This window comes from Priestia sp. SIMBA_032 (assembly GCF_046535215.1).
In the GTDB taxonomy this organism is placed as follows: Bacteria; Bacillota; Bacilli; order Bacillales; family Bacillaceae_H; genus Priestia; species Priestia aryabhattai.
The window spans coordinates 292678-319120 of sequence record NZ_JAWRXD010000001.1 but is presented as its reverse complement, the minus strand read 5'-3'; the positions used below and the strand labels follow the sequence as shown (position 1 = coordinate 319120).

General features: G+C 38.9%; 22 protein-coding genes. 17 read left to right on the top strand and 5 right to left on the bottom strand.

The features are described from left to right. Positions 1-62: 62 nt before the first annotated feature. From SB717_RS01570 to SB717_RS01555, 4 genes are all read right to left on the bottom strand, one after another. Entirely contained in the window at positions 63-1070 is a 1008-nt protein-coding gene (locus SB717_RS01570; RefSeq protein ID WP_410903076.1) for a FecCD family ABC transporter permease, read from the bottom strand. After that, positions 1067-2077, bottom strand: coding sequence for a FecCD family ABC transporter permease (locus tag SB717_RS01565; protein WP_410903075.1), 1011 nt, complete (start codon positions 2075-2077; stop codon positions 1067-1069). The genes SB717_RS01570 and SB717_RS01565 overlap by 4 nt, the downstream gene beginning before the upstream one ends. 81 nt (positions 2078-2158) lie before the next feature. Continuing rightward, on the bottom strand, positions 2159-3082 hold the full coding sequence (locus tag SB717_RS01560) for an iron-hydroxamate ABC transporter substrate-binding protein (RefSeq protein WP_410903074.1): 924 nt from the start codon (positions 3080-3082) through the stop codon (positions 2159-2161). Next, positions 3083-3877 (bottom strand): ABC transporter ATP-binding protein, encoded by a 795-nt coding sequence (locus tag SB717_RS01555; protein WP_200508092.1) that lies wholly within the window; start codon positions 3875-3877, stop codon positions 3083-3085. It abuts the gene before it with no gap. Between the two features lie 189 nt (positions 3878-4066). Here SB717_RS01555 and SB717_RS01550 point away from each other — a divergent pair, with 189 nt between their 5' ends. The 6 genes from SB717_RS01550 to SB717_RS01525 all read left to right on the top strand — a co-directional run bounded on the left by SB717_RS01550 (position 4067) and on the right by SB717_RS01525 (position 9794). Further along, positions 4067-5116 (top strand): NAD(P)/FAD-dependent oxidoreductase, encoded by a 1050-nt coding sequence (locus tag SB717_RS01550; protein WP_410903073.1) that lies wholly within the window; start codon positions 4067-4069, stop codon positions 5114-5116. A 158-nt stretch (positions 5117-5274) separates the two neighbouring features. After that, positions 5275-6462, top strand: coding sequence for a methionine gamma-lyase (megL, locus tag SB717_RS01545; protein WP_043979296.1), 1188 nt, complete (start codon positions 5275-5277; stop codon positions 6460-6462). A 213-nt stretch (positions 6463-6675) separates the two neighbouring features. Then, positions 6676-7920: a Bcr/CflA family efflux MFS transporter gene (locus SB717_RS01540; RefSeq protein ID WP_144645240.1), complete on the top strand. Its 1245-nt coding sequence runs from the start codon at positions 6676-6678 to the stop codon at positions 7918-7920. A gap of 117 nt (positions 7921-8037) precedes the next feature. Continuing rightward, positions 8038-8880 carry an aldo/keto reductase gene (locus SB717_RS01535; RefSeq protein ID WP_410903072.1) on the top strand — a complete coding sequence of 281 codons (843 nt, stop codon included), beginning with the start codon at positions 8038-8040 and terminating at the stop codon, positions 8878-8880. 141 nt (positions 8881-9021) lie between these two features. Then, complete coding sequence (locus tag SB717_RS01530; RefSeq protein ID WP_050690702.1) at positions 9022-9507, top strand: PaaI family thioesterase; 486 nt, start codon at positions 9022-9024, stop codon at positions 9505-9507. Between the two features lie 38 nt (positions 9508-9545). Next, entirely contained in the window at positions 9546-9794 is a 249-nt protein-coding gene (locus SB717_RS01525; protein ID WP_013082444.1) for a hypothetical protein, read from the top strand. Positions 9795-9946: 152 nt separating this feature from the next. Here the strand turns inward: SB717_RS01525 and zwf are convergent, their stop codons facing one another. Continuing rightward, positions 9947-11461, bottom strand: coding sequence for a glucose-6-phosphate dehydrogenase (gene zwf, locus SB717_RS01520; protein ID WP_410903071.1), 1515 nt, complete (start codon positions 11459-11461; stop codon positions 9947-9949). A gap of 164 nt (positions 11462-11625) precedes the next feature. On the opposite strand from zwf, the gene hxlR reads away from it, so the two are divergent. The 11 genes from hxlR (at position 11626) to SB717_RS01465 (ending at position 26433) form a co-directional block, all read left to right on the top strand. After that, complete coding sequence (hxlR, locus tag SB717_RS01515; RefSeq protein ID WP_074678210.1) at positions 11626-11991, top strand: transcriptional activator HxlR; 366 nt, start codon at positions 11626-11628, stop codon at positions 11989-11991. Between the two features lie 199 nt (positions 11992-12190). Beyond that, a complete protein-coding gene (gene hxlA / locus SB717_RS01510) occupies positions 12191-12832 on the top strand; it encodes a 3-hexulose-6-phosphate synthase (RefSeq protein WP_013056245.1) in 642 nt (213 codons plus the stop codon). 362 nt (positions 12833-13194) lie between these two features. Beyond that, positions 13195-15618: a GcvT family protein gene (locus SB717_RS01505; RefSeq protein WP_410903434.1), complete on the top strand. Its 2424-nt coding sequence runs from the start codon at positions 13195-13197 to the stop codon at positions 15616-15618. Positions 15619-15648: 30 nt separating this feature from the next. Then, the gene (solA, locus tag SB717_RS01500) at positions 15649-16809 is read left to right on the top strand and encodes an N-methyl-L-tryptophan oxidase (RefSeq protein ID WP_074678208.1); all 1161 of its coding nucleotides are present in this window, start codon (positions 15649-15651) and stop codon (positions 16807-16809) included. Positions 16810-16875: 66 nt separating this feature from the next. Further along, positions 16876-18024, top strand: coding sequence for an aromatic ring-hydroxylating oxygenase subunit alpha (locus SB717_RS01495; RefSeq protein ID WP_410903070.1), 1149 nt, complete (start codon positions 16876-16878; stop codon positions 18022-18024). 80 nt (positions 18025-18104) lie between these two features. Beyond that, a complete protein-coding gene (locus SB717_RS01490; RefSeq protein WP_410903069.1) occupies positions 18105-19358 on the top strand; it encodes a quaternary amine ABC transporter ATP-binding protein in 1254 nt (417 codons plus the stop codon). Positions 19359-19360: 2 nt separating this feature from the next. Further along, complete coding sequence (locus tag SB717_RS01485) at positions 19361-20224, top strand: ABC transporter permease (protein ID WP_025749272.1); 864 nt, start codon at positions 19361-19363, stop codon at positions 20222-20224. A gap of 21 nt (positions 20225-20245) precedes the next feature. Continuing rightward, positions 20246-21127, top strand: coding sequence for a glycine betaine ABC transporter substrate-binding protein (locus tag SB717_RS01480; RefSeq protein WP_410903068.1), 882 nt, complete (start codon positions 20246-20248; stop codon positions 21125-21127). Between the two features lie 129 nt (positions 21128-21256). Next, positions 21257-22309 carry a pyruvate kinase gene (locus SB717_RS01475; protein WP_410903067.1) on the top strand — a complete coding sequence of 351 codons (1053 nt, stop codon included), beginning with the start codon at positions 21257-21259 and terminating at the stop codon, positions 22307-22309. 497 nt (positions 22310-22806) lie between these two features. Further along, entirely contained in the window at positions 22807-25560 is a 2754-nt protein-coding gene (locus SB717_RS01470; protein ID WP_074678200.1) for a CHASE3 domain-containing protein, read from the top strand. 18 nt (positions 25561-25578) lie between these two features. Further along, positions 25579-26433: a CheR family methyltransferase gene (locus SB717_RS01465; RefSeq protein ID WP_410903066.1), complete on the top strand. Its 855-nt coding sequence runs from the start codon at positions 25579-25581 to the stop codon at positions 26431-26433. The last annotated feature ends 10 nt before the right edge of the window (positions 26434-26443 follow it).

Sequence of the window (26443 nt, the reverse complement as noted above, 5' to 3'; positions counted from 1 at the left end):
TGAAAAACGAACCACTAATTGAAATGTTTGATTAGTGGTTCGTTATTTCTCAGCCTCGTTTATTATTTTTTCAAAAGTAAATAAAGAAAGTAAGGAGCACCGATTACGGCGGCAATAATTCCTGCTGGTACACCGTTAGGATCGGCAATGTTATGTCCTATTGTATCTGCAATCAGCAAGAGCCAGCCGCCAAGTAAAATGGCAACGGGAATAAAAAGCTGGTTTCTCGGTCCGACTAAGCCTTTGGCAATATGAGGAGCAAGAAGCCCAATAAAGGCCACGCCGCCTGTAACTGAAACTGCGGCTGCCGCTAATGCAACCGCGGCTAGAAGCAATGTGATACGCTCTTTCTCCATAGCGATACCGACTCCAATAGCTGCAGCTTCATTTAAGTTAAAAATGTTTAATGAATTTGCTTTGTACAATATAAAAGGAATCAAGACAAGCAGCCAAGGTAGAAGTGCCCATATAAAAGGCCAGTCTGTCCCCCAAATGTTTCCTGCAATCCATTTAGCAATAAAATCAACTTTAGCACGATCAGCTGATGACATAATCACCACCATCATTCCAGAAAGAGCCATCGAAAAACCTACGCCTGTTAAAATAAGTTTTACAGGCTGCAGCCCTTGGCTTTTACTATATGCACAAAGGTAGATAAGACCAGCTGTAAACAAGGCACCGATGAACCCTACTAACGGAAGAGCATACACGAAAGAGCCAGATTCAATCGGAAAAAATAAAAAGAATACGGCAATTGCGACGCCTGCTCCCGAATTAATTCCTATAATTCCAGGTTCCGCTAAGTCATTGCGCGTAACACCTTGTAAGATAGCGCCTGATAAAGCTAGAGCCATTCCTGCTAAAAGAGTAATGGTAATTCGCGGAAGTCGAATTGAAAAAAGAACAAACTCATCTGCAAAATTCCCTTTGGCAAAAAGAGTAGGAAACACTTTATTATAAGGAAGGGAGGCATCCCCAAGCCCCATTCCTATCACAATCGTTCCAAGAATCAAAACAGTGAGCAGCATCATAATTATTCGTTGTTTTCTAATAAGCGCTGGGTGGATCATGAGAATGCTTTTCCTCCTTTACGAACAATGACTAAAAAGAAAGGTAAACCAATCATGGATACAACTGCTGCTATCGGTGTTTCATAAGGCGCACTTACGGTTCGGCCCAATGTATCAGCGAGCAGCATAAACGCTGCGCCAGTGACAGCGGACATAGGAATAATATAACGATAGTCGGTTCCTACAATTCCTCGTACAATATGAGGAATCATCAAGCCGATAAACACCATGTTTCCGACTAGCGCAACAGAAGCACCTGCAAGAAGAATCATGACAACAAATAAAATGGTTTTGACCTTTGTTGTTTGCTGACCTAACCCCACAGCGACTTCTTCGTTTAAGCTTAAAATAGTAAGCTGCCGAGAAAGCAAAAGGGCAATGAATATACCTCCCACAATAAAAGGAACAATGATTTGAAGCTGTCCCCAAGAAGTGCCTACTATTCCGCCAGCAGTCCACATCGATACATCTTTTGAAATTTTAAAATAAATACCGAAGCCTTCTCCGATCGCATAAAGAAACGCTGAAACGGCAGCCCCGGCTAGTACAATTCGAAGCGGAGAAAAACCGCCTCTTTTTATAGCAGCAATTCCAAACACCAAAATTGCGCCAACCGCTGCTCCGATAAAGCAAGCAATCGTAATACCTAAATAATTTACAGAAGGGATAAAGGCAATGGTTACAGCTAAAGCTGCATTTGCGCCAGAAGTTAAGCCTAAAAGTCCTGGATCTGCAAGAGGATTTCTTGTCATACCTTGCATAATCGCCCCTGATACTGATAAAGCAGCGCCGACAAAAACAGCGGCGATTTCACGAGGTAAACGAATATCTCGGATGATCGAAATCTGTTCGTTTACACTGCTTGATGAAAGTGCTAGCCACACATCTTTTATCGATATATCAGCAGCGCCAAAAATCATCGAATAACCAAACATTATGATGAATACGAGCAAGGCACCTATTAGTTTATATAAAAAAGGAATGAAACGCTGATTGTCTATTTTCATAAAACACCCATCTTTTCATGTAAGAATAAATTTAGTAAAACAAAGCAAGAGGAATTCTAAAAAGAATTCCTCTTGAATGAATTATTTGCCAAGAAATTTTTGAGTAAAGAAATCTAGTTGATAATCTAATGTGATTGGATCATTAAAATAAAATTCTTTTGCATTTGCTTCAAATACGTGATTATTCTTTACAGCAGGAATATTTTTGAACGTATCTGTTTTCTCAAATGATGTATCTCCATCTTGGTTTTTGCTGAAGATTAAATAATCTCCGGCATATTCAGGAAGAACTTCTGGTGAAATTGCATAGTAACCATCTTTCAAAGCCATGTCTTTTACTTTCCCTGGCATTTTTAATTTCATTTCTTGATAAAGAATCTCCGTGCCGCGTCCCCAGTTATCGCCAAATACATAAAGCTGCTTGTCAAAGTTCTCAATAACTGAAACCGTGGTATCGTCGCCAATTTTAGCTTTGATGTCAGAACCAGCTTTTGCCGCACGCTTTTTAAAATCGTTTACCCATGACTGTGCTTCTTTTTCTTTATTTAATAGTTTTCCGATTTCTACATGCTGAGTAAGGTAGTCTACTTTATCGTATGTATACGTGACGGTAGGAGCAATTTTTTTCAATTTATCAACGTTTTTTGTAGTAGATAAGCCAATAATTAGGTCAGGCTTTAATTTAATGATCTTTTCTAAATTTTCATCTGATACTTCTTCAACGCCTTTTAATTTCTTTTCAAAGCGGGGATTCATTTTAGACCATGAATCAACTCCGACAATATTGACACCTAACGACATGACGTTACCTGCGTAGGAGCCTAACACTACAACACGTTTCGGGTTAGCCGGAACTTTTACAGGGCCGTCTTCAGATTGATATGTGATTGTCTCCGATCCGCTGTTTCCTTTACTAGAATCGTTTTTGCTTTCAGTTGAACCGCTGCTGCAGGCACTAATAAGTAGTACGAATATGAGCATGAATGGAAGCAGTAATTTTTTCATTTAGTTATCTCCTCTTAATAAGTTATATGTGATGCACATTGGTTTGTTGGTTCTCGGGTCTCGTCCGATTTCAGCGTCGATATGAAACACTTTTTTTAGAACGTCATGCGTAATGACTTCGTCACACGTTCCGGCTTTAACAATCTCTCCATCTTTTAAAGCGATAATATAATCTGCAAAACGAGCGGCTTGATTTAAATCGTGAAGCACCATTACGACGGTACGTTCTTGCTCTTTGTTTAGCTTTTGAAGCAGCTCAAGCACTTCTAACTGATGAGCCATATCCAAGTAGGTAGTCGGCTCATCGAGGAATATAATATCTGTTTCTTGAGCTAAAGCCATTGCAATCCACACTCGCTGACGCTGACCGCCTGAAAGAGAGTCAACGAGACGAAATTTGTAATCTTTTGTTCCGGTTACTTCAAGCGCCCAGTCAATCGTTTGATAGTCTTGTTTCGACAGACGCCCAAACCCTTTTTGATAGGGAAATCGCCCATAAGATACGAGTTCTCCAACAGTTAAGCCGCTGGCACTTTCGGGGGTTTGAGGGAGAATGGCCATTTTTTTAGCGAGTGCTTTTGTATGTTCTGTTGAAATATTTTCACCATCTAAAATAACGGAACCGGATTGATGAGAAATAATGCGGGTGATGGCTTTTAAAAGCGTTGATTTGCCGCATCCGTTTGAACCAATAATCGTGGTAATCTTTTTGTCTGGAATGTTAACGCTTAAATCTTTTACTATTAGACGTTCACCATAACTAATATGTAATTCTTCTGTATATAGGCGAACCATATCTGAACCTCCGTTTATGTTTAATACAACAAATATATGATAATGATTATCAATATCGTTTTCTTTACATACTATAATTCGAACGTTTTCGTATGTCAATAGTTATTTTTATTGTCAAAACGTTGAAGAAGATGTATATTTAAATGAGAATGATAATCAATAACGGTTGATTGTAAGGAGTGAACGTGCATGACACAACATAAACTTTTTGATGTGACAATTATCGGTGGGGGACCAGCTGGCCTTTACTCGGCCTTTTACAGTGGACTAAGGGAAATGAAAACAAAGCTGATTGAATACCAGCCAAAGCTAGGCGGGAAGCTTCACGTTTATCCAGAAAAAATGATTTGGGATGTGGGCGGACAAACTCCTGTTGCTGGTGCAAAGCTTATTGAACAGCTTGTCGAACAAGGGCTGACGTTTGATCCAGCTGTTGTTTTAAATGAGAAGATTGAATCGATTTCTCGCTTAGAAGATGGTATTTTCCAGCTAACGAGTTCTTCAGGTGAACATCATTATTCTAAAACCATTATCCTTGCTGTCGGAGGAGGTATTTTAAATCCGCAAAAGCTCAAAATTGAAGGGGCAGAACGATTTGAAATATCAAACTTAAACTATACGGTTAAATCTTTGCAGCATTTTAAAAATAAAACGGTGATTGTTTCCGGGGGAGGAAATTCAGCCATTGATTGGGCAAATGAGCTAGAGTCCGTTGCTAAAAAAGTATATATTACGTACCGAAACAGTGAACTAAACGCTCATGAAGCACAAGTGAGACAATTAATAAACAGTTCAGCTCGGTGTCTGCTTAACACATCTATTACAAAATTAGTGGCTGATGCGACGCATGAATTTATTGAAAAAGTTGAGCTGACTAATCATCAAACCGGTGAAATTTCTTATTTACCGATTGACGAAGTCATTATTAATCACGGTTATGAAAGAGATACAGAGCTGTTAAAAAACAGTGAATTACATATTAAAACCATTGATGACTGCTATGTTGCAGGTAACGCAGCAAGCGAAACGTCGGTAGAAGGCGTGTATGCAGCGGGAGACATTCTCATGCACGAGGGAAAAGTCCATTTGATTACAGGTGCTTTTCAAGACGCTGCTAATGCCGTAAACAAAGCAAAAAAATTCGTTCAGCCCTCTGCTGCTAAGGCGGCTATGGTTTCTTCTCATAATGAAGTATTCAAAAAACGTAATTCAGCACTAATTAAACAAATGATGAAGTAAAGCGAGGTGCAGGGTGCATGTCGCTTCTTTCTCTACGGTGGAATTATCTCCATGGAGAGGCAGGGAACGAAAAAAGAAAAGAGAAATATAATAAAAGAAAACGCTTACATTTTTTTAAAAAAATGACATAGTGCTTGTGTGCATAAGGGGGAAGCCGTATGAACGAAAAAGAGAAATATCAGTTTGAAACAAAAGCCATTCACGCAGGGTATGAATCAAAACATCATTTTGATAGCTTAGCTCCGCCTATCTATCAAACGTCTACATTTACATTTTCATCTATAGAACAAGGTGCAAACCGGTTTAGCGGAGCAGAAGATGGTTATGTATATTCCCGGTTATCAAATCCAACGGTCACCATTTTAGAAGAGCGTATGGCACAGCTTGAAGAAGGAGAAGCCGCTTTGGCATTTGGATCAGGAATGGCTGCAGTATCGGCTGTATTGATTGGACTTACAAAAGCAGGCGATCATATTTTATGTTCTAAAGGAGTGTATGGATGCACGTTTGGTCTCTTAGAAATGCTTGAGGAAAAATATCAAATCCATCATTCTTTCTCCAACTTGGAAACTGAGGAAGAAATTCTTGCTGCTATCAGAAAAGATACAGCATGTATTTATATTGAAACACCGATTAACCCGACTATGACTTTAGTAGATTTAGAGTTAGTTGCTTCTATCGCCAAACAAAAAGGAATTCCTGTGGTAGTAGACAATACCTTCTCAACTCCTTATTTGCAACAGCCGCTGAAGCTTGGGTGCGACTTAGTCATTCATAGCGCAACAAAATTTATTGGTGGACACGGAGATGTTGTCGCAGGAATTGTAGTAGGGAACAAAGAGGTTATTTCCGTACTGCGCAAAACGACGCAAAAAGATATCGGAGGCATTCTTTCACCGTTTGATGCGTGGCTGTTACTCCGAGGCTTAAAAACGCTGGCCGTTCGAATGGATCGTCACTGTGAAAATGCTGAACACATAGCAAAACAATTAAGTCTCCACCCCAAGGTGAAAGCCGTTTATTATCCAGGTGATAAAAAAAGCACTGCTTATTCTCTCATGCAAAAGCAAATGAGAAAAGGAGGGGGGCTTCTCTCCTTTGAAGTGAAAGGAGGTTATGAAGAAACCGTAAAAGTGGTTAATCAGCTTAAGCTCATTTCTATTGCGGTGAGTCTTGGAGATGCTGAAACACTTATTCAGCATCCTGCCTCGATGACGCATGCAGTTGTGCCGGAAGAAGCTCGAAAAGAAATGGGAATTTCAAACGAACTCCTTCGCTTATCGGTTGGACTGGAAGCATGGGAAGATATTATGAGAGATTTACAGCAGGCATTAGATAGTATATAACAAACGCTTAAACAACGCTTGAAGTATCTTAAGGATATTTCAAGCGTTGTTTTTTGAATATCAACCGTATGTCATCAGTCATACATCCTTTTTGGCGAATGGAACTTTACCTACATCTTTAGACAAATGTCCTAGACAGAAGAGATGCCTTTCAATAGACTAAAGGTTATCTGTGAAAATACAATATTTAGGTAAGGAAGGTGCTCTGCTATTATGCTTCATAACCCAACTGGAAAAAAACGTCTAGGATTGGCGTTTCTTCTCAGCACGCTTGCGATATTAGGTCCGCTTAATATCGATATGTATTTGCCAAGTTTCCCTGCTATTGCTGATCATTTAGATGCGCGAGCTTCACTTGTTCAGCTTAGTTTAACATCGTGTTTACTAGGCCTTGCCATCGGTCAAATCGTCATCGGTCCAATCAGTGATGCGAAGGGACGAAAACGACCTTTACTCATCTCCATCTCTTTATTTATGATATCGTCCTTGCTCTGTGCTTTGGCTCCTACTATTACAGCTTTAGTCATCGCACGCTTTTTACAAGGGTTTACGGCTTCGGCAGGAGTTGTTCTTTCTCGAGCCATTGTCAGAGACGTTTTTAGTGGAAGAGAGCTTACGAAATTTTTTGCTCTGTTAATGGTTATTAATGCCTTTGCACCAATGATAGCACCAATGGCCGGAGGTGCTATTTTACTTCTTCCTTTTGCAAGCTGGCATACTATTTTCTTGTTTTTAAGTTTAATAGGTCTTTTAATTGTTTTAACAATCTCAATGCGTTTAAAAGAAACTTTGCCAATTGAAAATAGAACGTCAAGTTCAATTGGTCATTCCGTTCGCACGATGGGCAGTTTATTACAAGACCGCTCTTTTATTGGGTATGCCTTAATTGTCGGACTGGTCCACGGAGGAAGCTTTGCTTATGTATCAGGCACTCCATTTGTCTATCAAGGGATCTATCATGTTTCTCCGCAAATTTTCAGCATTTTGTTTGGGATTAACGGCTTGGCCATTGTGACTGGAAGCTTTATTATAGGGCGCTTTAGCGGAATTCTTCATGAAAGAAGCCTGCTTCGCATTGCCGTGATTACGGCTGTAAGTGCTACTAGCGTACTTCTTATCATGACCATGCTTAAAGGGCCGCTGGCTACGATTGTTATTCCCATTTTTATTTACATGATCTCTATAGGAATGACGATCACAGGCTCGGTGACATTGGCAATGAAAAATCAAGGACATAGAGCAGGAAGTGCGAGTGCCGTGTTAGGCATGCTTCCACTAACTTTAGGATCTATTGTTTCTCCTTTAGTGGGTATTAACGAAACCACAGCGATTCCGATGGCTGCTATTTTATTTAGTACGGCGCTTTTAGGTTTTGTAGCTTTCTTTACGTTAACTAAAAACAAGAAAGAAACAGAAAAGTGCGAAGTTAATGAGTTTAAAACGGAGGTTTCTCCGTAATTACTTTTTTGATTGTTTGAAAGCACCACTCCTTTATGAAAATGAGTGGTGCAAATTTATTCAAGTATTGGATAATATATGCTAACCTTAGGGCATGATCGAAAGGAGTGGATAATAATGAGTAAAGTAATTCCTGAAATAACCCTTAATGACGGGGCAACCTTGCCTGCTATAGGTTTTGGTACATATAAGCTTAACGGAAATGAAGGAGTCAACGCTATAACGAGTGCGATTGATGTAGGGTATCGTCTAATTGATACGGCTTATAATTACGAAAATGAAGGCACTGTGGGCCAAGCTCTTCGAAGAACATCGGTTTCTAGACAAGAACTATTCGTTACGTCTAAACTCCCAGGGCGCTACCATACGTATGACAAAGCAATTCCTACTATCCAAGAATCTTTATATCGCGCGAATTTAGACTATTACGATTTGTATCTTATTCATTGGCCTAATCCTAAACAAAATCATTATGTAGAAGCTTGGCAAGCATTGATTGATGCGAAGCGCTGGGGCTTAATTCGTTCAATTGGTGTTTGTAATTTTCTTCCCGAGCATGTTGAGCGCTTGGAAAAAGAGACCGGCATTTTACCAAGTATCAATCAAATAGAACTGCATCCTTTTTTTAATCAACATCAATATCGAAATTGGTATCAGGAGAAAAACATTCAAATTGAATCTTGGAGTCCGCTAGGGCGAGCAAGTGCTGTTTTAGAAAATGAAACAATTAAACAAATTGCCGATCGTCATAATAAAACAGTTTCACAAGTAATTTTGCGATGGCATTATCAGCTAGGGGCGATTTCAATTCCAAAATCGTCATCTCGCAAGCGGCAGCTTGAAAATATATCCATTTTTTCATTTTCTTTAGATGAAACTGAGATGAATATGATTTCAGAATTAAATCGCGAGGATGGAAGACTTAATAATCAAGACCCCGCTGCTTATGAAGAATTTTAACTATAAAGCCTCACTTATTTTTTAAGTGAGGCTTTTCTTCTATTATGATTTTTAGTTATTTAAGCTTGAAAATAGTCCTTTTAGTTCTAACGATTGTAGGAGGAAATGTGTTAAAATATTCCGAAAAAGGAGTGGTGAACCATGGAAAAAGTAGTAAAAGCGATTCAAGACGAATATCCGGATGATTTTGCATGGTGTTACGGCTGCGGCCGATTAAATCAGGACGGCTATCATTTTCGGACAGGATGGCTAGGAGAAAAAACCATTACCCTTTATACACCTAAGCCTGAACATACAGCCATACCAGGATTTGTTTATGGCGGACTTCTTGCCTCACTGATTGATTGCCATGGAACAGGCTCTGCATCTCTTGCTCTATACCGTAAAAATGGCTACGAAATAGGAGATTCAGCAGAGCCGCCGCGATTTGTTACCGGTTCTCTCCACGTGGATTTTAAAAAGCCAACGCCGCAGGGTGAAGTACTAAAAGCAATAGGAACAGTTGAAGAAATTCACCCGAAGAAATGGAGAGTTAAAACAGAAGTATACGCGAGTGACATCATTGTTGCGACCGGAGAAGTTGTAGCAGTTGTTATGCCAAGTACGTTTAAACGAAAAGAAGACTAAAAAATGCAAAACAGTTACATAAAAAGGGAGGAAAAGGTATGGGGAAATGTAATTTAGACCACTCGGTAGAAGATGTACAGCAGAAGTTTAACTCGCAGTCACAGTGGCTGCCAGAAGATATTCGCTCGTTATTTCATGAGTTTCTCGTACGAAATCCTTCGCAAACAACATTAAACGAGATGTTTCACTTGCTGAAGAAATATGATTTGGTTGATGAACAAGAAAGAAAAGAGCGAGATCGAAAAATCAAATGGCTGATATTAAATAAAGAAAATACGAACAACTAGAAGCAACTACATACAGTAAACCTACGTTTACGACTACAATGAAAAAATCCGAACGAGTTGGATTCTTCATCAAGAATCTCGCTTCATCGTTCGGATTTTTCTTCAAATAAAATGCTTTTACCCCAGCCTCTTTTTAACGAGATTAAAAGTAATCACCACCACTTAAAACCGTCCTCTTCTAACAAATGATTTGAAGCCGCTGGTCCCATCGTACCCGCAGAATAAAAATGAAGAGGAAAGCGTTCATCATTAAAAACTTCTAAAATAGGTTGCACCCATTTCCAAGATAATTCAACTTCTTCCCAATGAGCAAAAAATGTGGAGTCTCCCTGTAAAGCATCAAATAACAGCAGTTCATAAGCCTCGGGTACTTCTTGTTGATTTGTTGAGAAATTAATAAAAATAGGTTCGATTTTATTATCATTCAAAGGGTTTTTGCTGTTTAATTGCAGTGATATACCTTCATTTGGGCTGATTTCGACAACCAAAAGGTTGGGAATAACCTCTTCGTCTGTATAAATATCCTTTAAAGGATGTTTAAATTCAATGACGATACGCGTGCATTTTTTACTCATTCTTTTTCCTGTGCGAAGATAGAAAGGTACTCCTTTCCAAAGCTCATGATCAATCCATACCCGCACTGCTATAAATGTATCATTAACGGAAGCAGCATTGATGCCGAGCTCATCTTTATATCCTATAACGGAACCATTTTGGATTTTTCCCGCTTCGTATTGACCTCTTATGACGTTCGAATGGATAAACTCTTTTTGTAGAGGGCGAAGGCTTTTCATAATTTTTATCTTTTGTTGGCGAGTCTTTGCGATGTTAAGTGTCTTTGGCAGCTGCATGGCAGTCATCATAAGCATTTGAAGCATATGGTTTTGGAACATATCCCTAATTGCACCGGACTGATCATAGTAAGGCGCTCTTTCTTCTACACCAACTGTTTCACTAGCTGTAATTTGGACATTTGCAACGTAGTGATGATTCCATAGTGCTTGTAAAATAGGGTTCGCAGATGCTAAAGCCTCCAAATTTTGAATCATTGGTTTTCCCAGATAGTGGTCGATACGATAAATCTCTTCTTCATTGAACGTTTCAGTAAGCTTTTGATTTAACACTTGAGCAGATTGTAAATCGTGCCCGAAAGGCTTTTCAATAATAAGACGTTTCCAGCCTTTTGTAGATCCCAATCCGCCGCTATTTATATTTGAAGCAATAACGTCTACAAATTCAGGAGCCACTGATAAATAGAAAAGACGATTTTCAGGAATATTTAATTCTGCTTCGCCTTTTTGAATAGCATGCAGCAACTGGTCATATCCATCACTATTGGTAACATCCATTTTATGATAGCCAACTGTCTTAAGAAATTCTTTTATCTTGGATTCACCTTGGCTAAAGCGCCTTGAAAAAGTCTTTACTGATTCTTCTACATATATTTGAAAGGCATCATTAGACCAGTTGCTTCTACCCGTACCAACAATAGAAAAGGAAGAAGGCAGCTTTTTATCTAAAAATAAATTATATAACGCAGGAAAAATTTTTCTTTTAGCTAAATCTCCTGTTGCTCCAAATAAGATAAAGGTCATGGAATCCACTTCTAGCGCTTGTGGTGAATGAGACTTGAGACAATTATCACGTGAACGAGCTACACTGCCCAATTAATCTCCTCCTTTATTTTAACGGTCTATTACAGTGAATATAGTCTTTTACCACCTTTACATATTACAGTATAGCAGGTACAATTTTCCTTTATAAGTAGACACTTTATTTTCATATAGTGTCTAAAACTATACTATTACGCATAAAAAGGGAGGAAAAAGGATTGAGCAGACTTTTTAGCAAAACGTTTAACTGTGAAAAGGAATTAACGTTAACGATTATTGGAGGCAAGTGGAAAATGTTGATTATGTGGCACCTAGGAAAAGAAGGGACGAAACGATTTGGGGAGTTAAAGTCCATGATGCCGGGAATTACTCAGCGAATGTTAGTAAGTCAGCTACGAGAATTAGAAGAAGATCAAATCGTTCACCGCAAAGTCTATCCGGTTGTCCCTCCAAAAGTTGAATATTCCTTGACCGAACACGGGAGAAGCTTGATGCCCATCCTTGAGAGCCTGGATGAGTGGGGAAAAAATTATATGGAAACCGTTATAGAGCCTGAAATGAATAATTCCAGCCATATGGGTTAAAATCTTTTGTTGAAAAGAATAAAAACACCCTTATTATTCAGAATTTTCTAAAAAACAAGAATAATACGCTGCATTGAAGCGTCCATAGTATATTTTTAGTGACTATATGTTTTAAAAGTGCCTACTTTTTTTTTGAAAGTAACGGTTTTACAATGAATTCATGCTAGACAACCCCATTTAACGAAGGAGTGAAGTAAGTATGGAACTTCAATTAGCATTGGATCTTGTAAATATTTCAGAGGCAAAAGAAGTAGTGCAGGAGGTTCAAGAGTATATCGATATTGTAGAAATTGGAACTCCAGTTGTAATTAACGAAGGGCTAAAAGCAGTCAAAGAAATCAAGGAAGCCTTTCCGTCTTTAAAGGTATTAGCTGATTTGAAAATTATGGATGCAGGTGCTTACGAAGTAATGAAAGCTTCTGAAGCGGGTGCTAGTATTATTACGATTCTTGGCGCTACTGATGATTCGACTATAAAAGGCGCTGTAGAAGAGGCTAAAAAACAAGGAACACAAATTCTTGTTGATATGATTAATGTAAAAAACCTTGAGCAACGTGCAAAAGAAGTCGATGCACTCGGTGTTGACTATATTTGTGTACACACAGGGTATGATCTTCAAGCTGAAGGAGAAACCCCGTTCGAGCAGCTTCAAACGATTAAACGAGTTGTGAAAAATGCAAAAACAGCGGTGGCAGGAGGCATTAAACTGAATACACTTCCTGAAGTCGTGCAGTCACAGCCAGATCTTGTGATTGTAGGCGGGGGGATTACAAGTGAAAAAGACAAAAGAAACGTTGCAGAAGAAATGAAAAAAGTAGTCAAACAAGCAACTTTGGTCTAAAAATAAGCAAAAGTATTTAAGCTTTCAAAATTAATTAATCGGTAAATGGTTTAAAAAGAAGATAGCTAAGTTATTTTAGCTATCTTCTTTCCGTCATTTTTGGTATAACCATTCATTGATAAGTGTCATTTTGACAGATAGATAGTTTCTTTAAAATTCGTTATTCGAAAGAAAAAGACGGCAGTTTTTCTGATATTTTAAAGTTAAGAAAGCGTTATCCGAACATTAGCGGAAGAAAGTCTGAAAAAATCTATGTCACACTTTTTGACAAAATACTTTGAAAATTATGAATCTTAAAAATATAATTAACTATCGACAATATTTAACATCTTCAAACCAAAAAAGGAGGGAGATATAAAGTGATGGAACATAAGAGGATAGTAGTGATAGGAGCTGGAATTGTCGGGTGCAGCATTGCCTACTATTTAAGTAAAATGGGGCAAAGAAACATAACAGTGATTGAGCAAGGCCCTTTGTTCGAAACGGGAGGATCTACTTCTCACGCTCCGGGGCTTGTATTTCAGCTTAGCTTTTCAAAAGTTCTGACAACACTAGCTTCTCAAACAGTCGAGACCTTTAAAGAGTTGAGTACAGATGAACAGCGCTCGTTTTATCCTGTCGGCAGTTTAGAAGTTGCCCGTACACCAGAGCGATTAGAAGACCTAAAGAGAAAGGCTGGTGTTGCCAGCTCATGGGGAATCGAAGCTTTTCTTCTTTCACCGCAGGAATGCGCGGAAAAAAATTCGCTGATTTGTCCTGATCGTATTTGCGGAGGTCTCTATGTTCCTTCAGACGGTATTGCCAAACCTTTGCATGCCGTTGATAAAATGACTCGTTTTTCTAAAGAGTGCGGAGTAGAATTTTACGGTCATACAGAAGTGACAAATATCGAAGTGACAAATGATCAAGTAAAAGCAGTGTATACGAGCGCTGGAAAATTTGAAGCAGATGTAATCGTGTGCTGTGCCGGATTTTGGGGACCTCGCATCGGAGAAATGGTCGGTGTAACGATTCCTCTTCAGCCCATGGCTCATCAATATGTGTTTACAAATGATTTACTTGAATTAAACGGAGAAACGGAAGAAGTCGCGACTCCTCTTATTCGAGATCAAGATAATGCAATTTATTTTCGTCAGGTAGACAAAGGGCTTGGGATTGGATCATATCAGCATGAGCCGTTTCCAATCGAACTCAGTGACGTTACAAAATACGGAGAAACAAAAGAAATGCCTTCTGTTAAACCTTTTACACCAAAAGATTTTGAAAAACCGTGGGAAGATGCATTGGAACTAATTCCGGCATTAAAACAGCCAGGAATAAAAAAAGGAATGAACGGCATTTTTTCCTTCACACCTGATGGAATGCCGCTGCTTGGCGAATCACAAGCAGTAGGGGGATTTTGGGTAGCCGAAGCCATATGGGTAACGCACTCTGCAGGTGTCGCTAGGCAAATGGCTGAATGGCTGATGAATGGTGCACCGACTGTTGATTTGGAGCTATGCGATATTAATCGTTTCGATACGTATGCATGCAGCCCTGTTTATTACAAACAGCGGTCTATTGAAGAATATGAAGAGGTTTATAGCATTCATCATCCATTTATGCAGCGAAAAGTATCGCGAAACATGCGCGTGAGTCCATTTTATATGCGTCAGCAAGAACTAAAAGCGTATTTTAACGAAAAAGCAGGGTGGGAGCAGCCGCAGTGGTATGAAGCTAACCATCCGCTTATATCCACATATGAAAAGAGGATGGTTATAAGAAAGGGGTGGTCGGCTGAATATTGGTCACCGATTATCGAGGCTGAACAGTTGCATACTCGTCAGTACGCGGCGATTTACGATACAACGGCAGCAAAGAAAAGGTTGGAAATTAAAGGGGAAGGAGCTCTCCAGTTTTTACAGAAGCTAACGACAGGAAATATAGACATTAAAGTAGGGCAAAGCATACGTACATGTATGTTGCATGAGGGAGGCGGCATAAAAGATCAAATAACGGTTATTCGCAAAAATATATCCACTTTCTTGATTGTTTGTACGGGAGCTGTAGAAGCAAGCTGGATTCAAAAACACGTGCCTCAAAACGGTCAAGTTATTTTTCAAGATGTAACGTCAGGGACATGCAGTATAGCATTAATTGGTCCTAAAGCTACAGGAGTAATGAAGTCCGTGGTTCAATGCTCAGAACTTAGCAGCACTTGGATTGAAGGGCAAGCGAAAACCCTGTTTATTGAAAAGAGTTCAGTTCTTGCTCTGCGTGATTCCTACGGGGGAATGGAGAGCTGGGAGTTGATTACGACTTCTGATCAAGGTCTGAATTTATGGGATGTATTAATTGAACAAGGACAGCCTTATCAGCTGATTGCCGCGGGAGACCGAGCTCTTGAAAATCTTCGAATTGAATCTTTTTCGTTAAAAAGCGGGAAAGACTTTTGGAGCGAGCATCATCCATATGAAGTTAACCTTCATGAAATGGTTGATTTAACAAAACCAGTTTTTATTGGAAAAGAGGCATTGCTTGATCGTCAGCGAAAAGATTCTGAAACAGTATTAGCGACGCTCATATTAGATGATCCTTCAGCGATAGTAATGGGATATGAACCGGTCTTTTATGGAGAAACAGCCCTCGGATTTGTGACAAGTGCCGGCTATTCATACAGCTTAGGAAAAGGAATTGTACACACTTTATTATCTCAAGCTGTACATGAAGAAATGGTTTTAGAAGTTGAATACTTCGGTCAGCGTTATAAAGCAACAATGATGACACACTCCCCAGCGGTAGTTTAATTGATCAATCGAAAGACAGGAGGAATGCAGATGTCAACACATTATGATGTCATTATTATCGGATTAGGAGCTATGGGGAGTACGGCTGCTTATCAGCTCGCCAAAAAAGGTCAGCGGGTATTGGGGTTAGAACAATACGGTCCCGCTCATGACCTAGGATCGAGTCACGGCGGTTCTAGAATCATTCGACAGTCGTATTTTGAAGACCCTGCTTACGTTCCATTATTGCTTCGCGCCTACGAATTATGGAATGAAATTGAAAGAGAAAGCGGTCAAGAAATTCTTACGGTTACCGGTGGACTTATGATGGGACCTCCTGATAGCTTGACGGTTTCTGGAAGCATCGAAAGCTCTAAACAGTGGAATCTTGCGTATGAGATTCTAGAAGCAAAGGATATTTACAAACGGTTTCCGGCGTTTACACCTTCACCTGCTACGGTTGCTCTATATGAAGAAAGAGCTGGATTCGTTAGGCCGGAAGCGAGCGTATATACTCACCTTCTTCAAGCAGAAAAGTACGGAGCTGAGCTTCATTTTTTTGAGGAAGTGGTGTCGTGGGAAGCTCATCCTTCTGGTGAAGGCGTGCGCGTTGTAACAGCTAATGGAATATATGAAGCTGGAAAAATCATTATTTCTACAGGCGCTTGGGCACCTGATTTATTACGGGATTTGGGTGTTAGCTTACAAGTAGAGCGTCATGTGCAAATGTTTTTTGAACCAACACAAGGAATGGATATTTTTTCAGTGGGAAAACAGCCGATTTATATTTGGGAAGCAGATGATTATGTACAGTTGTATGGTTTCCCTTCTTTTGGATTAAAGGCTGAAGGAGCAAAAGTAGCGTTTTTCCGAAAAGGAACAGCGTGTACGCCAGAAACGATTGATCGAAATATATATGAAGACGAAGTGAACATGATGCGGCACTATCTAGCTCAAGGTATTCCGCAGCTTAACGGTCGATTTTTACAAGGGAAAACGTGCATGTATACCAATACACCAGATGAACATTTTGTCATTTCACTGCATCCTGAATATCCTCAAGTAGCGATTGCAGCGGGATTTTCTGGACATGGTTTTAAGTTTGCAAGCGTAGTAGGAGAAATTTTAGCAGATTTAGTGATAGAGGGAAAAACTAATCACCCAATTGATTTGTTTACTCCGCAGCGATTTGCGGCGAATAAAATAGTATAAATGGTCGTCAGCTCTTGCGAATAGTTCTATTTAAATGTTTCTAAAAAAGCGAAGGAGGAATAGTGGATGGTTATGGAACATGGTTTAGTGAATGATAATGGGAGACTTGAGCCCACGTTGAAAGGGGAGTTGTATACATCTTCGGACATTTTTAAGTTAGAAAAAGATCATATATTTTCTAAATCATGGAGTTTAGTTGCATTTGAATACGAAATAGCGGAACCAGGACAATATATTACGACGAGAGTTGAAGGCGAAAATATTTTAATTACTAGAGGAAAAGATCACGTGCTGCGTGGATTCTTGAACGTATGTCGGCATCGAGGAGCTAAGCTGTGCAGCCAAGCATCCGGTAAAGCAGGTGTTATTCGCTGTCCATATCATTCGTGGAGCTATAGCTTAGATGGTGATTTAGTAGGTGTTCCTAACACAAGCCACTGTCGAGAAGAACTCGTGCATAATGAAAATTACGGACTAACATCCGTTCACGTTGAAGTGTGGCACGGTATGGTTTGGGTTAATTTATCTGACAATCCTATGTCTGTTGAATATCAGCTAGACGCACAAATTTTTGATCGTTTTGGAGAACTTTATACGTTTGCTAGATATGAAATTCAAAACTTGAAATCCGCTCATCGTGAAGAATATGAAGTCGAGGCAAACTGGAAGCTTATTGTAGAAAACTTTCAAGAGTGCTATCACTGTTCCTCTATTCATCCTGAACTTACGGCAACGCTGCCTGAATTTCGTTCGGGAGTCGGCACTCAAAGTTCCGTGGGGGGCGGAGCTAAGTTTGGGAATGAATTAGAAGCTTTTTCAATCAGCGGGAAAGGAAGCCGTCCTATGCTAAAAGGATTGCTTCCTGAAGATGACCGCACGTATTTTGGCATTACCGTTCTGCCGCTTGTATTTATCAATTTAACACCGGATCACGTTATTATTCATCGTATTATTCCAATTAGTGCGGAAAAGTCTAAAGTGATTTGTGAATGGTTATTCGACCCGGAAGAAATGGCTAAGCCTGATTTTGATCCAAAAGATGCCGTGGAATTATTTCACCGCGTTAATTTACAAGACTTTGAAGCGTGTGAGTGGTGTCAAGAAAATATGAGCTCAAAATCTTATAAAGAAGGAGGTATTTTAGTACCTATCGAACAGCACGTTTCTCATTTTTACAATTATGTATTGGAAGCAATCGGTATGAAGGTCAAATAGTAAGTAGAAGTGGTCTGACACGTTACCTTGAGGTGTCAGACCACCTCTAACAATCTACTTTAAAATAAGGGGGAAATAAATTGAGTACAAGCTCTAAACTAACAGAACCCATTATCCGCGTTACCGATGTTTCAAAAGTATTTGGTCGCCAAAAAGAACAGGCTCTTAAGCTACGAGAAGCTGGAGAAAGTAAATATGAAGTCGAACAAGCTACTAAGACAACCGTTGCTATTTACAATGCTCATTTCGAAGTGAAAAAGGGAGAAACCTTTGTGCTAATTGGATTATCAGGAAGCGGGAAATCTACTTTACTTCGATGCCTGAACGGGCTTGTAGAACCGACAGAAGGGACGGTATATCTAGAAAACACAGATATTTCTCATATGCCAAAAAGACAGCTTCAGGAAGTCCGGAGAAATAAAATTGGGATGGTCTTTCAAAATGTGGGCCTCCTTCCAAACCGCAACGTGATTGACAACATTACGTTCGGTCTAGAGATACAAGGTGTATCAGCAAACGAAAGAGAAAAGCGAGGGAAAAAGGCGCTTGAAATGGTGGGCTTAAATGGACAAGCTTATAAAAGAATTTATGAATTATCAGGAGGTATGCAGCAACGGGTTGGATTAGCGAGAGCTCTTGCTTCTGAACAGGAGATTTTGCTGATGGATGAGCCTTTTTCAGCTTTAGATCCTCTTATTCGAAGAGATATGCAAAAGCTATTTCTTGATATTCAGGGAGAAGTACAAAAAACAGTTATTTTTGTGACGCATGATTTAGATGAAGCATTAACTTTAGGCCACCGGGCTGCCGTGATGAAAGACGGGGAAATTGTACAGCTTGGAACCGCTGAAGATATTTTAAGCCAACCGGCAACCGATTATGTAAAGCTGCTTGTTCAAGACGTTAATTACGGCAAAATTCGCCTTGCTAAAGACGCGGTGGTTCCGGTAGAAACGGCTGCCTATGAGTATGAATCACCGCAAGTCGTATTAAGAAGAATGAGAACCAATCATTTATCTACTATTTTTGTTCTTGATAGTGCTGACCGCTTATTGGGCTTAATGAGCGTTTATACGGTGATGGAGCTGATAGAAGCTCATAAGCATGATTTAAAAGGAAAAGAAATGAAACAGCCGCATTGTGTTAATCCGGATATGTCTTTACAAGAAATGATTCCTTTATTTACAGACAGTCATTCGCCTGTAGTCATTGTTGATAATCATCATCGCCTACAAGGTATGATTTCCCCACACACTCTTATTGCAAATTTCACTGAACGTACTGCAGTGACCGAGCAACAAGAAGTTAAGTCATATCAAATGGAGGTCCGATAAATATGATGGTAAATTCTGCGACGATTCCTCGTATCCCTTTAGATAAATGGGCAAACTCATTTGTTGATTACATGATTGATAGTTTTTCAGGTGTATTTACTGGAATCAACCAGATAATGACCAGCTTAATAAGCAGTCTCGAATGGGTATTGACCGCTTCTCCTCCGCTAGTAACGGTCGTTGTTTTTGTTCTATTAGCGCTATGGTTAACAGATTGGAAGATAGCTGTATTTACGTGTTTTGGTTTACTTCTTATTATTAGCTTGAATTTATGGGAAGCATCGATGCTGACCTTATCTCTCGTTTTAGCTTCTACTATTATCTCACTTCTATTTGGCGTTCCTTTAGGCATATTATCACACCGCTTTAACAAAGTTGGAGCAGTGATAAAGCCCATTCTTGATATTATGCAAACAATGCCTGCTTTTGTTTACTTAATTCCGTCCGTACTTTTATTTGGATTAGGGAATGTTACAGCTCTTATTGCTACTTTTATTTTCGCAATGCCGCCTGCCGTTCGTCTGACGCTGCTTGGACTTCAGCAAGTTCCCCAAACCACTTTAGAAGCAGCAGAAGCTTTTGGAGCGACGGAATGGCAAAAATTAATTAAAGTCCAGCTGCCGCTCGCTTTGCCTATGATTATGTCGGGTGTAAACCAGGTTATTATGCTATCTCTTTCGATGGTTGTTATTTCTTCAATGGTCGGTGCAGGGGGCTTGGGTGCTGAGGTATTAAGAAGCATCAGTATGTTGGATGTAGGCTTAGGATTTATCGGTGGGATTGCGGTTGTCATTATTGCCGTTATTTTAGATCGTCTGACGCACCTTTCTACTCAAAAAAGAAAAGATATTCAATCAAGTAAATAAAATGAATAAAGGTGGGAGTATATGAAACAATCAAAAAAATTTTCTATTATTATGCTAGCAATCGTCATTATGCTGCTTGCCTCCGCATGTGGCAATAGTCATACAGCAAGCGGAACGACGACTAAAAAAGAAATTACAATTGGATACATACCATGGGACGAAGCCGTAGCTGTTACGTTTCTATGGAAGGAATTATTAGAGAAAAAAGGCTATAATGTTAAAGCGGTTCAAAGCGACGTAGCTCCGCTTTTCTCAGGAGTTGCTCAAGGGAACATTGATTTATTTTTGGATGTATGGATGCCGACCACCCATAGTTCTTATATGGAAAGATTTGGAAAACGAGTTGACGTGCTCGGTACTTGGTATGATCAAGCAGATAGTGGATTGGCCGTTCCCGACTACGTAGACGCGCAGTCACTGGCTGATTTAAAAAATAAGAAAGATGAGTTTAACGGAAAGATTATTAGTATTGAATCAGGATCTGGAATAAACGGTCTTACTAAAGATCATGCGATGCCAAGCTATGGGTTAACAGATTGGAATTTAGTAGAAAGCAGCACAGCCGCCATGTTATCGGAATTAGATAAAGCCATTGCTAATAAAGAACCCATTGTTGTTACGTTATGGCGCCCGCACTGGGCTTTTGAAAAGTATAATCTCAGATACTTAAAAGATCCGAAAAATACGATGAATCCAACTGGACCTGAAAAAATACAGTCGATTAGCAAAAAGGCATTTAAAGAAGATTATCCAGAAGCAGCAAAGTGGCTGAAAGATTTTTCTATTAGTGCCGATCAACTAGCATCTTTAGAATCAGAAATTAACAGTGCAAAAGACGAAACAAAAGGCGTGAAAAACTGGATTTCTAAAAATAAGAAAGTGACGGAAAGCTGGGTAAAGTAATAAAAGGGCTGTCTCTTAGGCAAGTTATTGACTAAGAGGCATTTTTTTGTGTTGGTATACCTATTTTTGTATAAAGCTTATCTCTTTTATGAAAATGGGCATCCTACATTAAAAGGATGGTGAAAGGCAGTGGCAATCGATAGAATCTGTACAATTGGACCTGCTAGTAATAAAAAAGATGTACTAGAGAGACTGTTGGGAAAAGGAATGACAATTGCTCGACTGAATTTATCTCACGGGTCGCATGAAAGTCATAAAACAATTATAGATACGTTAAGGTCTTTAAATTCCTCTGTTCAAATTTTAGGAGATTTACAAGGTCCTAAAATTAGACTTGGAGTGATAAAGTCAAAAGAAGTAGTGTTAAAAGAAGGCGCATCGTTTATTTTATATACAGAGCAGGTGTCAGGAAATGAAAAAGGAGCCAGCGTTGACTATAAGAGTATCGTAAAGGATGTTCAAACAGGAAGCAAAATCTTAATGAATGACGGTCAAGTAGAACTGGTTGTTGAAAGAGTAGAAGAAGATACCCTTGTCACAAAGGTAAAAAAGGGCGGATCTATTTCTTCTCATAAAGGAGTAAATTTGCCAGGTGCTCGCGTTCGTTTGCCAGCCATTACTGAAAAAGATAAAAAAGACATCGTATTCTTATTAAAAGAAAAAGTAGATTTTCTTGCTTGTTCGTTCGTAAGAACTCCTGAACATTTAAAAGACATCAAAAATTTTATCTATTTAAAACATCTAAATGCACCAAAGCTGATTGCAAAAGTGGAAACAATGGAAGCTATAGAAAATTTCAAGAAAATATGTGAAGAAGGCGATGGAATTATGATTGCACGGGGAGATTTAGGAGTAGAGCTGCCTTATGAATGGATTCCTTTGCTCCAAAAAATATTAATTCATGAATGCCGGATGCAAAACAAGTATGTGATCACAGCGACACAAATGCTTCAATCAATGGTGCGCAGCGCAATTCCTACAAGGGCTGAGGTGACAGATGTATTTCAGGCAGTACTTGATGGTACCAATGCAGTGATGCTTTCTGGTGAAACTGCCGCTGGAAAATATCCGATTGAAAGTATGGAAACGCTTTATAAAATATCACATTTTGCTGAAACTCTTCAAAATAAGAACCTAGCGAGTCTCTCAAAGATTTTGGCAATGTTAAAGAGCTCGAGATAAAAAGTACAGCAAGTAGATATGTAAGTTTAAAAAATATATTTAAATTAAAAAAAGTGGCAAGGCCTTCTATTCTCCAAGTACAATTTAAATAATGAATGCTTTACGTTTCGCAAGTAAGTATTTATTTATACCTATGTTGTCATAATTTATGTGATTCCCCAGAGCATAAATTACTTTTCATTACCTTATTGTGTACAAAAATATTGTAAGATAGGCTCATGCTTTTAACAGCATGGGCCTATTTTTATAGAGAGCTTGAAAATAGATATTTGCAAACTGGAAAATTAATCTTTCCCTCTTGTACAATAAATATTTTTCTGTACAAAAATAGAGTGTATAATAGGAATGTTGACTAGATAGGAAAAAGAGAGAGGCCCTATCAAGCAAAGAAAGATGGAGTGGAGAGTGTGTACTGAAAGTGAAATTGTCCAGCGGCAAAAATAAACATGTTTTTCGAATGCTTCTAGAAGAATATCTAGAATGAAAGTAGGAACATTATGGAAAAGAAAATGAGGTTTGGCATCAAATCCAAAATTATTATTGGATATTTAATTGTTATTATCTGTTTATTTATTGCATTTATTGTTTTAAACAGTCAAATTTCATCTTTGCAAAAAGAGCGAAATTTCATCATTGATCATGATATTGAAGTCCATGATCTGACCAATCGAATTGAAAAACACCTGCTCGATATGGAAACCGGACAAAGAGGCTATATTATTACAGGAGAAGCGAGTTACTTAGAACCTTATAACAGCGCAGCATCAAGTTGGGAAAAAGATTATAATGCGTTGTATCAGCTTCTAAATAATAATCCAAATCAGCAGGAGAAACTGGAGAAGATTAAAGGAAGCATTCAAGACTGGATTGAAGCTGCTGGTGAACCGACCATTGCATTAAAAAAAGAAAATAATACAAAAGAGCTTCAGCAATTTTTTGAGAAAGATCCTGGGCGCCAGTATATGGACGATATACGCAGCCAGTTTACTTCTTTTCGAAATGTAGAGAAGAAATCCACTGAAACAAGAGCAACAGAGTTAGACGAGAAAAATCAAAAAATTAAAATCGGTCTTTACGGTTTGCTGTTTTTTGTTACGCTTATTTCACTTGTTATTGCTGTTGTTTTGTCCAATTCTATTGTGAATACGATTAAAGAAGTTACGCAAACGATCAAACGAATTACGGCTTCAAAAGGCGAGTTAAAAGGAAGAATTAAAGTTAGATCTAATGATGAAATTAAAGATTTAGGGCTAGCTACGAACGCGCTGTTAAAAAATATCGAAGAGCGAAACTGGCTTCAAACGAACCTTGCACATGCTGTAACAATGTACCAAGGCATAGCATCCGTAGACAAGCTCGCGGAAAAATTTCTCTTTACGATTTCAGAAATGACAGGAGCTTCTTTCGGGGCATTTTATGTTCGAGAGGAAAATGATAAAGGAAACCTATTCGTCAAACAAGCTGCTTTTGCAGATCAAAAAAGTGAAGCGGGAAGAGCGAGCTTTTTGATAGGCGAAGGGCTTATCGGACAAGCTGCTTTAGAAAAAAGAACCTTTGTCATAAATGATGTACCTGACACGTACCAGCTCATTGCTTCAGGATTAGGAGACGTAAAACCTAAGAGTATTTTTATTGTACCCGTCTTGTTTGAAGATGAAGTAATTGCTGTTATTGAGCTTGCATCGCTGCACGAATTTACAGCTTTAGAGCAAGAACTTATTAGTCAAGTGATTGAAACGTTTGGTCTGACTATCAATGGTGTAATCAGACGGATGGAAATTGCTCGTCTATTAAAGGAATCTCAGGCGATGACAGAAGAGCTCCAGGCTCAGTCTGAAGAACTTCAAACACAATCAGAGGAACTGCAAATGCAGTCTGAAGAGCTTCGTATGATTAATGAACAGCTAGAAGAAAGAACAAAAGATGCAGAAGAAAAATCGTTTGAATTAGAGGCTGCAAAGGAAGATTTAGAAGAAAAAGCGCATCAGCTGGAATTGAATTCTCAATACAAATCCGAATTCCTTGCTAATATGTCGCACGAGCTTCGAACACCGCTTAACAGCATTCTTATTCTGTCTGAAATGCTTGAAGAAAACGCGGCTAAAACGCTATCTGAAGATGAAGAAGAATATGCTCGTATTATTCATTCTTCAGGAAAAGACTTGTTGGCATTAATCAACGACATCTTGGATTTATCAAAAGTAGAGTCTGGAAAACTAGATGTTTTGCTTGCCGAGATGAATATGAGTGAGCTTCCAGATCAAATTGAACGTAATTTCAGCCATGTTGCTGAACAGAAAAAAGTACAATTGAAAATTAATAAAGCACAAGATGTACCGGACATCATTCACACAGATGAAAAGAGATTCCAACAAATTGTGAAAAATCTTTTATCAAATGCATTTAAATTTACGGAATCGGGATCTGTCACAGTATCCATTCAACGAGTAGCTGACCATCGTCTTACAACAGCTATGCGTACAATTGATACGGATTGCTGGCTAGAAATAGCTGTAGCTGATACAGGGATTGGTATACCAAAAGAGAAGCATCAGCTTATCTTTGAAGCGTTTCAGCAGGCAGATGGAGCTACGGTTCGCAAATACGGAGGAACGGGACTTGGCTTATCTATTTGCAGTGAGTTTGCAAAATTGTTGGGCGGCTGGATTTCACTGAGCAGTGAAGTAGGAAAAGGAAGTACGTTTACACTCTATCTCCCTAGCCTTTCTAACGGTCTTATTGACTATGAAAAAGTGAATTTTGCATACGAAGAAGTAGCGGTATCTGTAGAAGAAGCTGAACCTGAAGCAGAAATAACTGAAATTGACCATCCTGTACAACCAGTTGAACCTTCATTGCAAGATGATGAAAATGTGTTTCAGGATAAGCGAGTGCTCATCGTAGATGATGACCAGCGCAACATTTTTGCCTTAAAGACTGCGCTAGCTAAACAAGGTATGACCATTATGACAGCTCATAACGGAATAGAGTGTCTTGAAATGATGAAGAATAGTGAACCATTTGATCTCATTTTAATGGATATTATGATGCCGCAAATGGACGGATATGAAGCGATGCAGAAAATTAGAGGAGAGCTCAAGCTTGTTGATTTGCCTATTATTGCACTAACCGCTAAAGCAATGAAAAACGATCGTGAAAAATGCTTGGAAGCTGGAGCATCAGATTATATCAGCAAACCTTTAGATTTAAATCAGCTGTTCTCCGTTATGCGTGTATGGCTAGTAAATTAAGCGGGGTATGAAACATAAATGGATATGAAGCACCTAGATTTAAGTGAAGACTTAGTTATGAATAAAAAAACAGATTTAGAGATTGATTTACTGCTGACGGCTATTTATCGATTAACAGGATTCGATTTCAGACAGTACGCTAAATCTTCTATCTGTCGCCGAGTCTATAATCGAATGAAAATTGAACGTATTCCAACCGTGTCTCGATTGTTAGAAAAAGCGATTCACGAAGAAGAATTTATGAATCAGCTTTTAAATGATTTTTCGATAAATGTAACAGAGATGTTTCGCGATCCAAGCTTTTTTAAAGCATTTCGCACAAAAGTGATTCCCGTATTGAAGGATTATCCGGAAATTCGCATTTGGCATGCTGGCTGTGCAACGGGCGAAGAGGTATTTTCTATGGCGATTCTTTTAGAAGAAGAAGGGTTAATGGATAAAACGGTCATTTACGCAACCGATATGAACGAGGATGTATTAGAAAAAGCAAAACAAGGTGCCTTTTCTTTACGTAAAATGAAGTCATATACAAAAAATTATATTCAAGCCGGTGGAAAGAACGCCTTCTCGGAATATTATCAGACGGATCATCACTATGCATATTTTCATCCGTCGCTGCTAAAAAATATTATCTTTGCTCAGCATAATTTAGTCACGGATCAGTCATTTAATGAATTTCACGTCATCATTTGCCGAAACGTCCTTATTTATTTTACAGCTCAGCTGCAAAATCAAGTGTATAATTTATTTTCAGAAAGCCTGTGTTCAAAAGGATTTCTTGGACTTGGTGATAAAGAAACGCTTCGCTTTTCTGAAGGGTCCGCTTCTTATATAGAGTTTGCAGGTAACGAACGAATCTATCAAAAGCAATAAGAAAAGGACC

Coding starts and splice junctions, on each gene's coding strand:
- SB717_RS01570 (WP_410903076.1), bottom strand. CDS start 1,070: ATGATCCACCCAGCGCTTATTAGAAAACAACGAATAATTATGATGCTG.
- SB717_RS01565 (WP_410903075.1), bottom strand. CDS start 2,077: ATGAAAATAGACAATCAGCGTTTCATTCCTTTTTTATATAAACTAATA.
- SB717_RS01560 (WP_410903074.1), bottom strand. CDS start 3,082: ATGAAAAAATTACTGCTTCCATTCATGCTCATATTCGTACTACTTATT.
- SB717_RS01555 (WP_200508092.1), bottom strand. CDS start 3,877: ATGGTTCGCCTATATACAGAAGAATTACATATTAGTTATGGTGAACGT.
- SB717_RS01550 (WP_410903073.1), top strand. CDS start 4,067: ATGACACAACATAAACTTTTTGATGTGACAATTATCGGTGGGGGACCA.
- megL (WP_043979296.1), top strand. CDS start 5,275: ATGAACGAAAAAGAGAAATATCAGTTTGAAACAAAAGCCATTCACGCA.
- SB717_RS01540 (WP_144645240.1), top strand. CDS start 6,676: ATGCTTCATAACCCAACTGGAAAAAAACGTCTAGGATTGGCGTTTCTT.
- SB717_RS01535 (WP_410903072.1), top strand. CDS start 8,038: ATGAGTAAAGTAATTCCTGAAATAACCCTTAATGACGGGGCAACCTTG.
- SB717_RS01530 (WP_050690702.1), top strand. CDS start 9,022: ATGGAAAAAGTAGTAAAAGCGATTCAAGACGAATATCCGGATGATTTT.
- SB717_RS01525 (WP_013082444.1), top strand. CDS start 9,546: ATGGGGAAATGTAATTTAGACCACTCGGTAGAAGATGTACAGCAGAAG.
- hxlA (WP_013056245.1), top strand. CDS start 12,191: ATGGAACTTCAATTAGCATTGGATCTTGTAAATATTTCAGAGGCAAAA.
- SB717_RS01505 (WP_410903434.1), top strand. CDS start 13,195: ATGGAACATAAGAGGATAGTAGTGATAGGAGCTGGAATTGTCGGGTGC.
- solA (WP_074678208.1), top strand. CDS start 15,649: ATGTCAACACATTATGATGTCATTATTATCGGATTAGGAGCTATGGGG.
- SB717_RS01495 (WP_410903070.1), top strand. CDS start 16,876: ATGGTTATGGAACATGGTTTAGTGAATGATAATGGGAGACTTGAGCCC.
- SB717_RS01485 (WP_025749272.1), top strand. CDS start 19,361: ATGATGGTAAATTCTGCGACGATTCCTCGTATCCCTTTAGATAAATGG.
- SB717_RS01480 (WP_410903068.1), top strand. CDS start 20,246: ATGAAACAATCAAAAAAATTTTCTATTATTATGCTAGCAATCGTCATT.
- SB717_RS01470 (WP_074678200.1), top strand. CDS start 22,807: ATGGAAAAGAAAATGAGGTTTGGCATCAAATCCAAAATTATTATTGGA.
- SB717_RS01465 (WP_410903066.1), top strand. CDS start 25,579: ATGGATATGAAGCACCTAGATTTAAGTGAAGACTTAGTTATGAATAAA.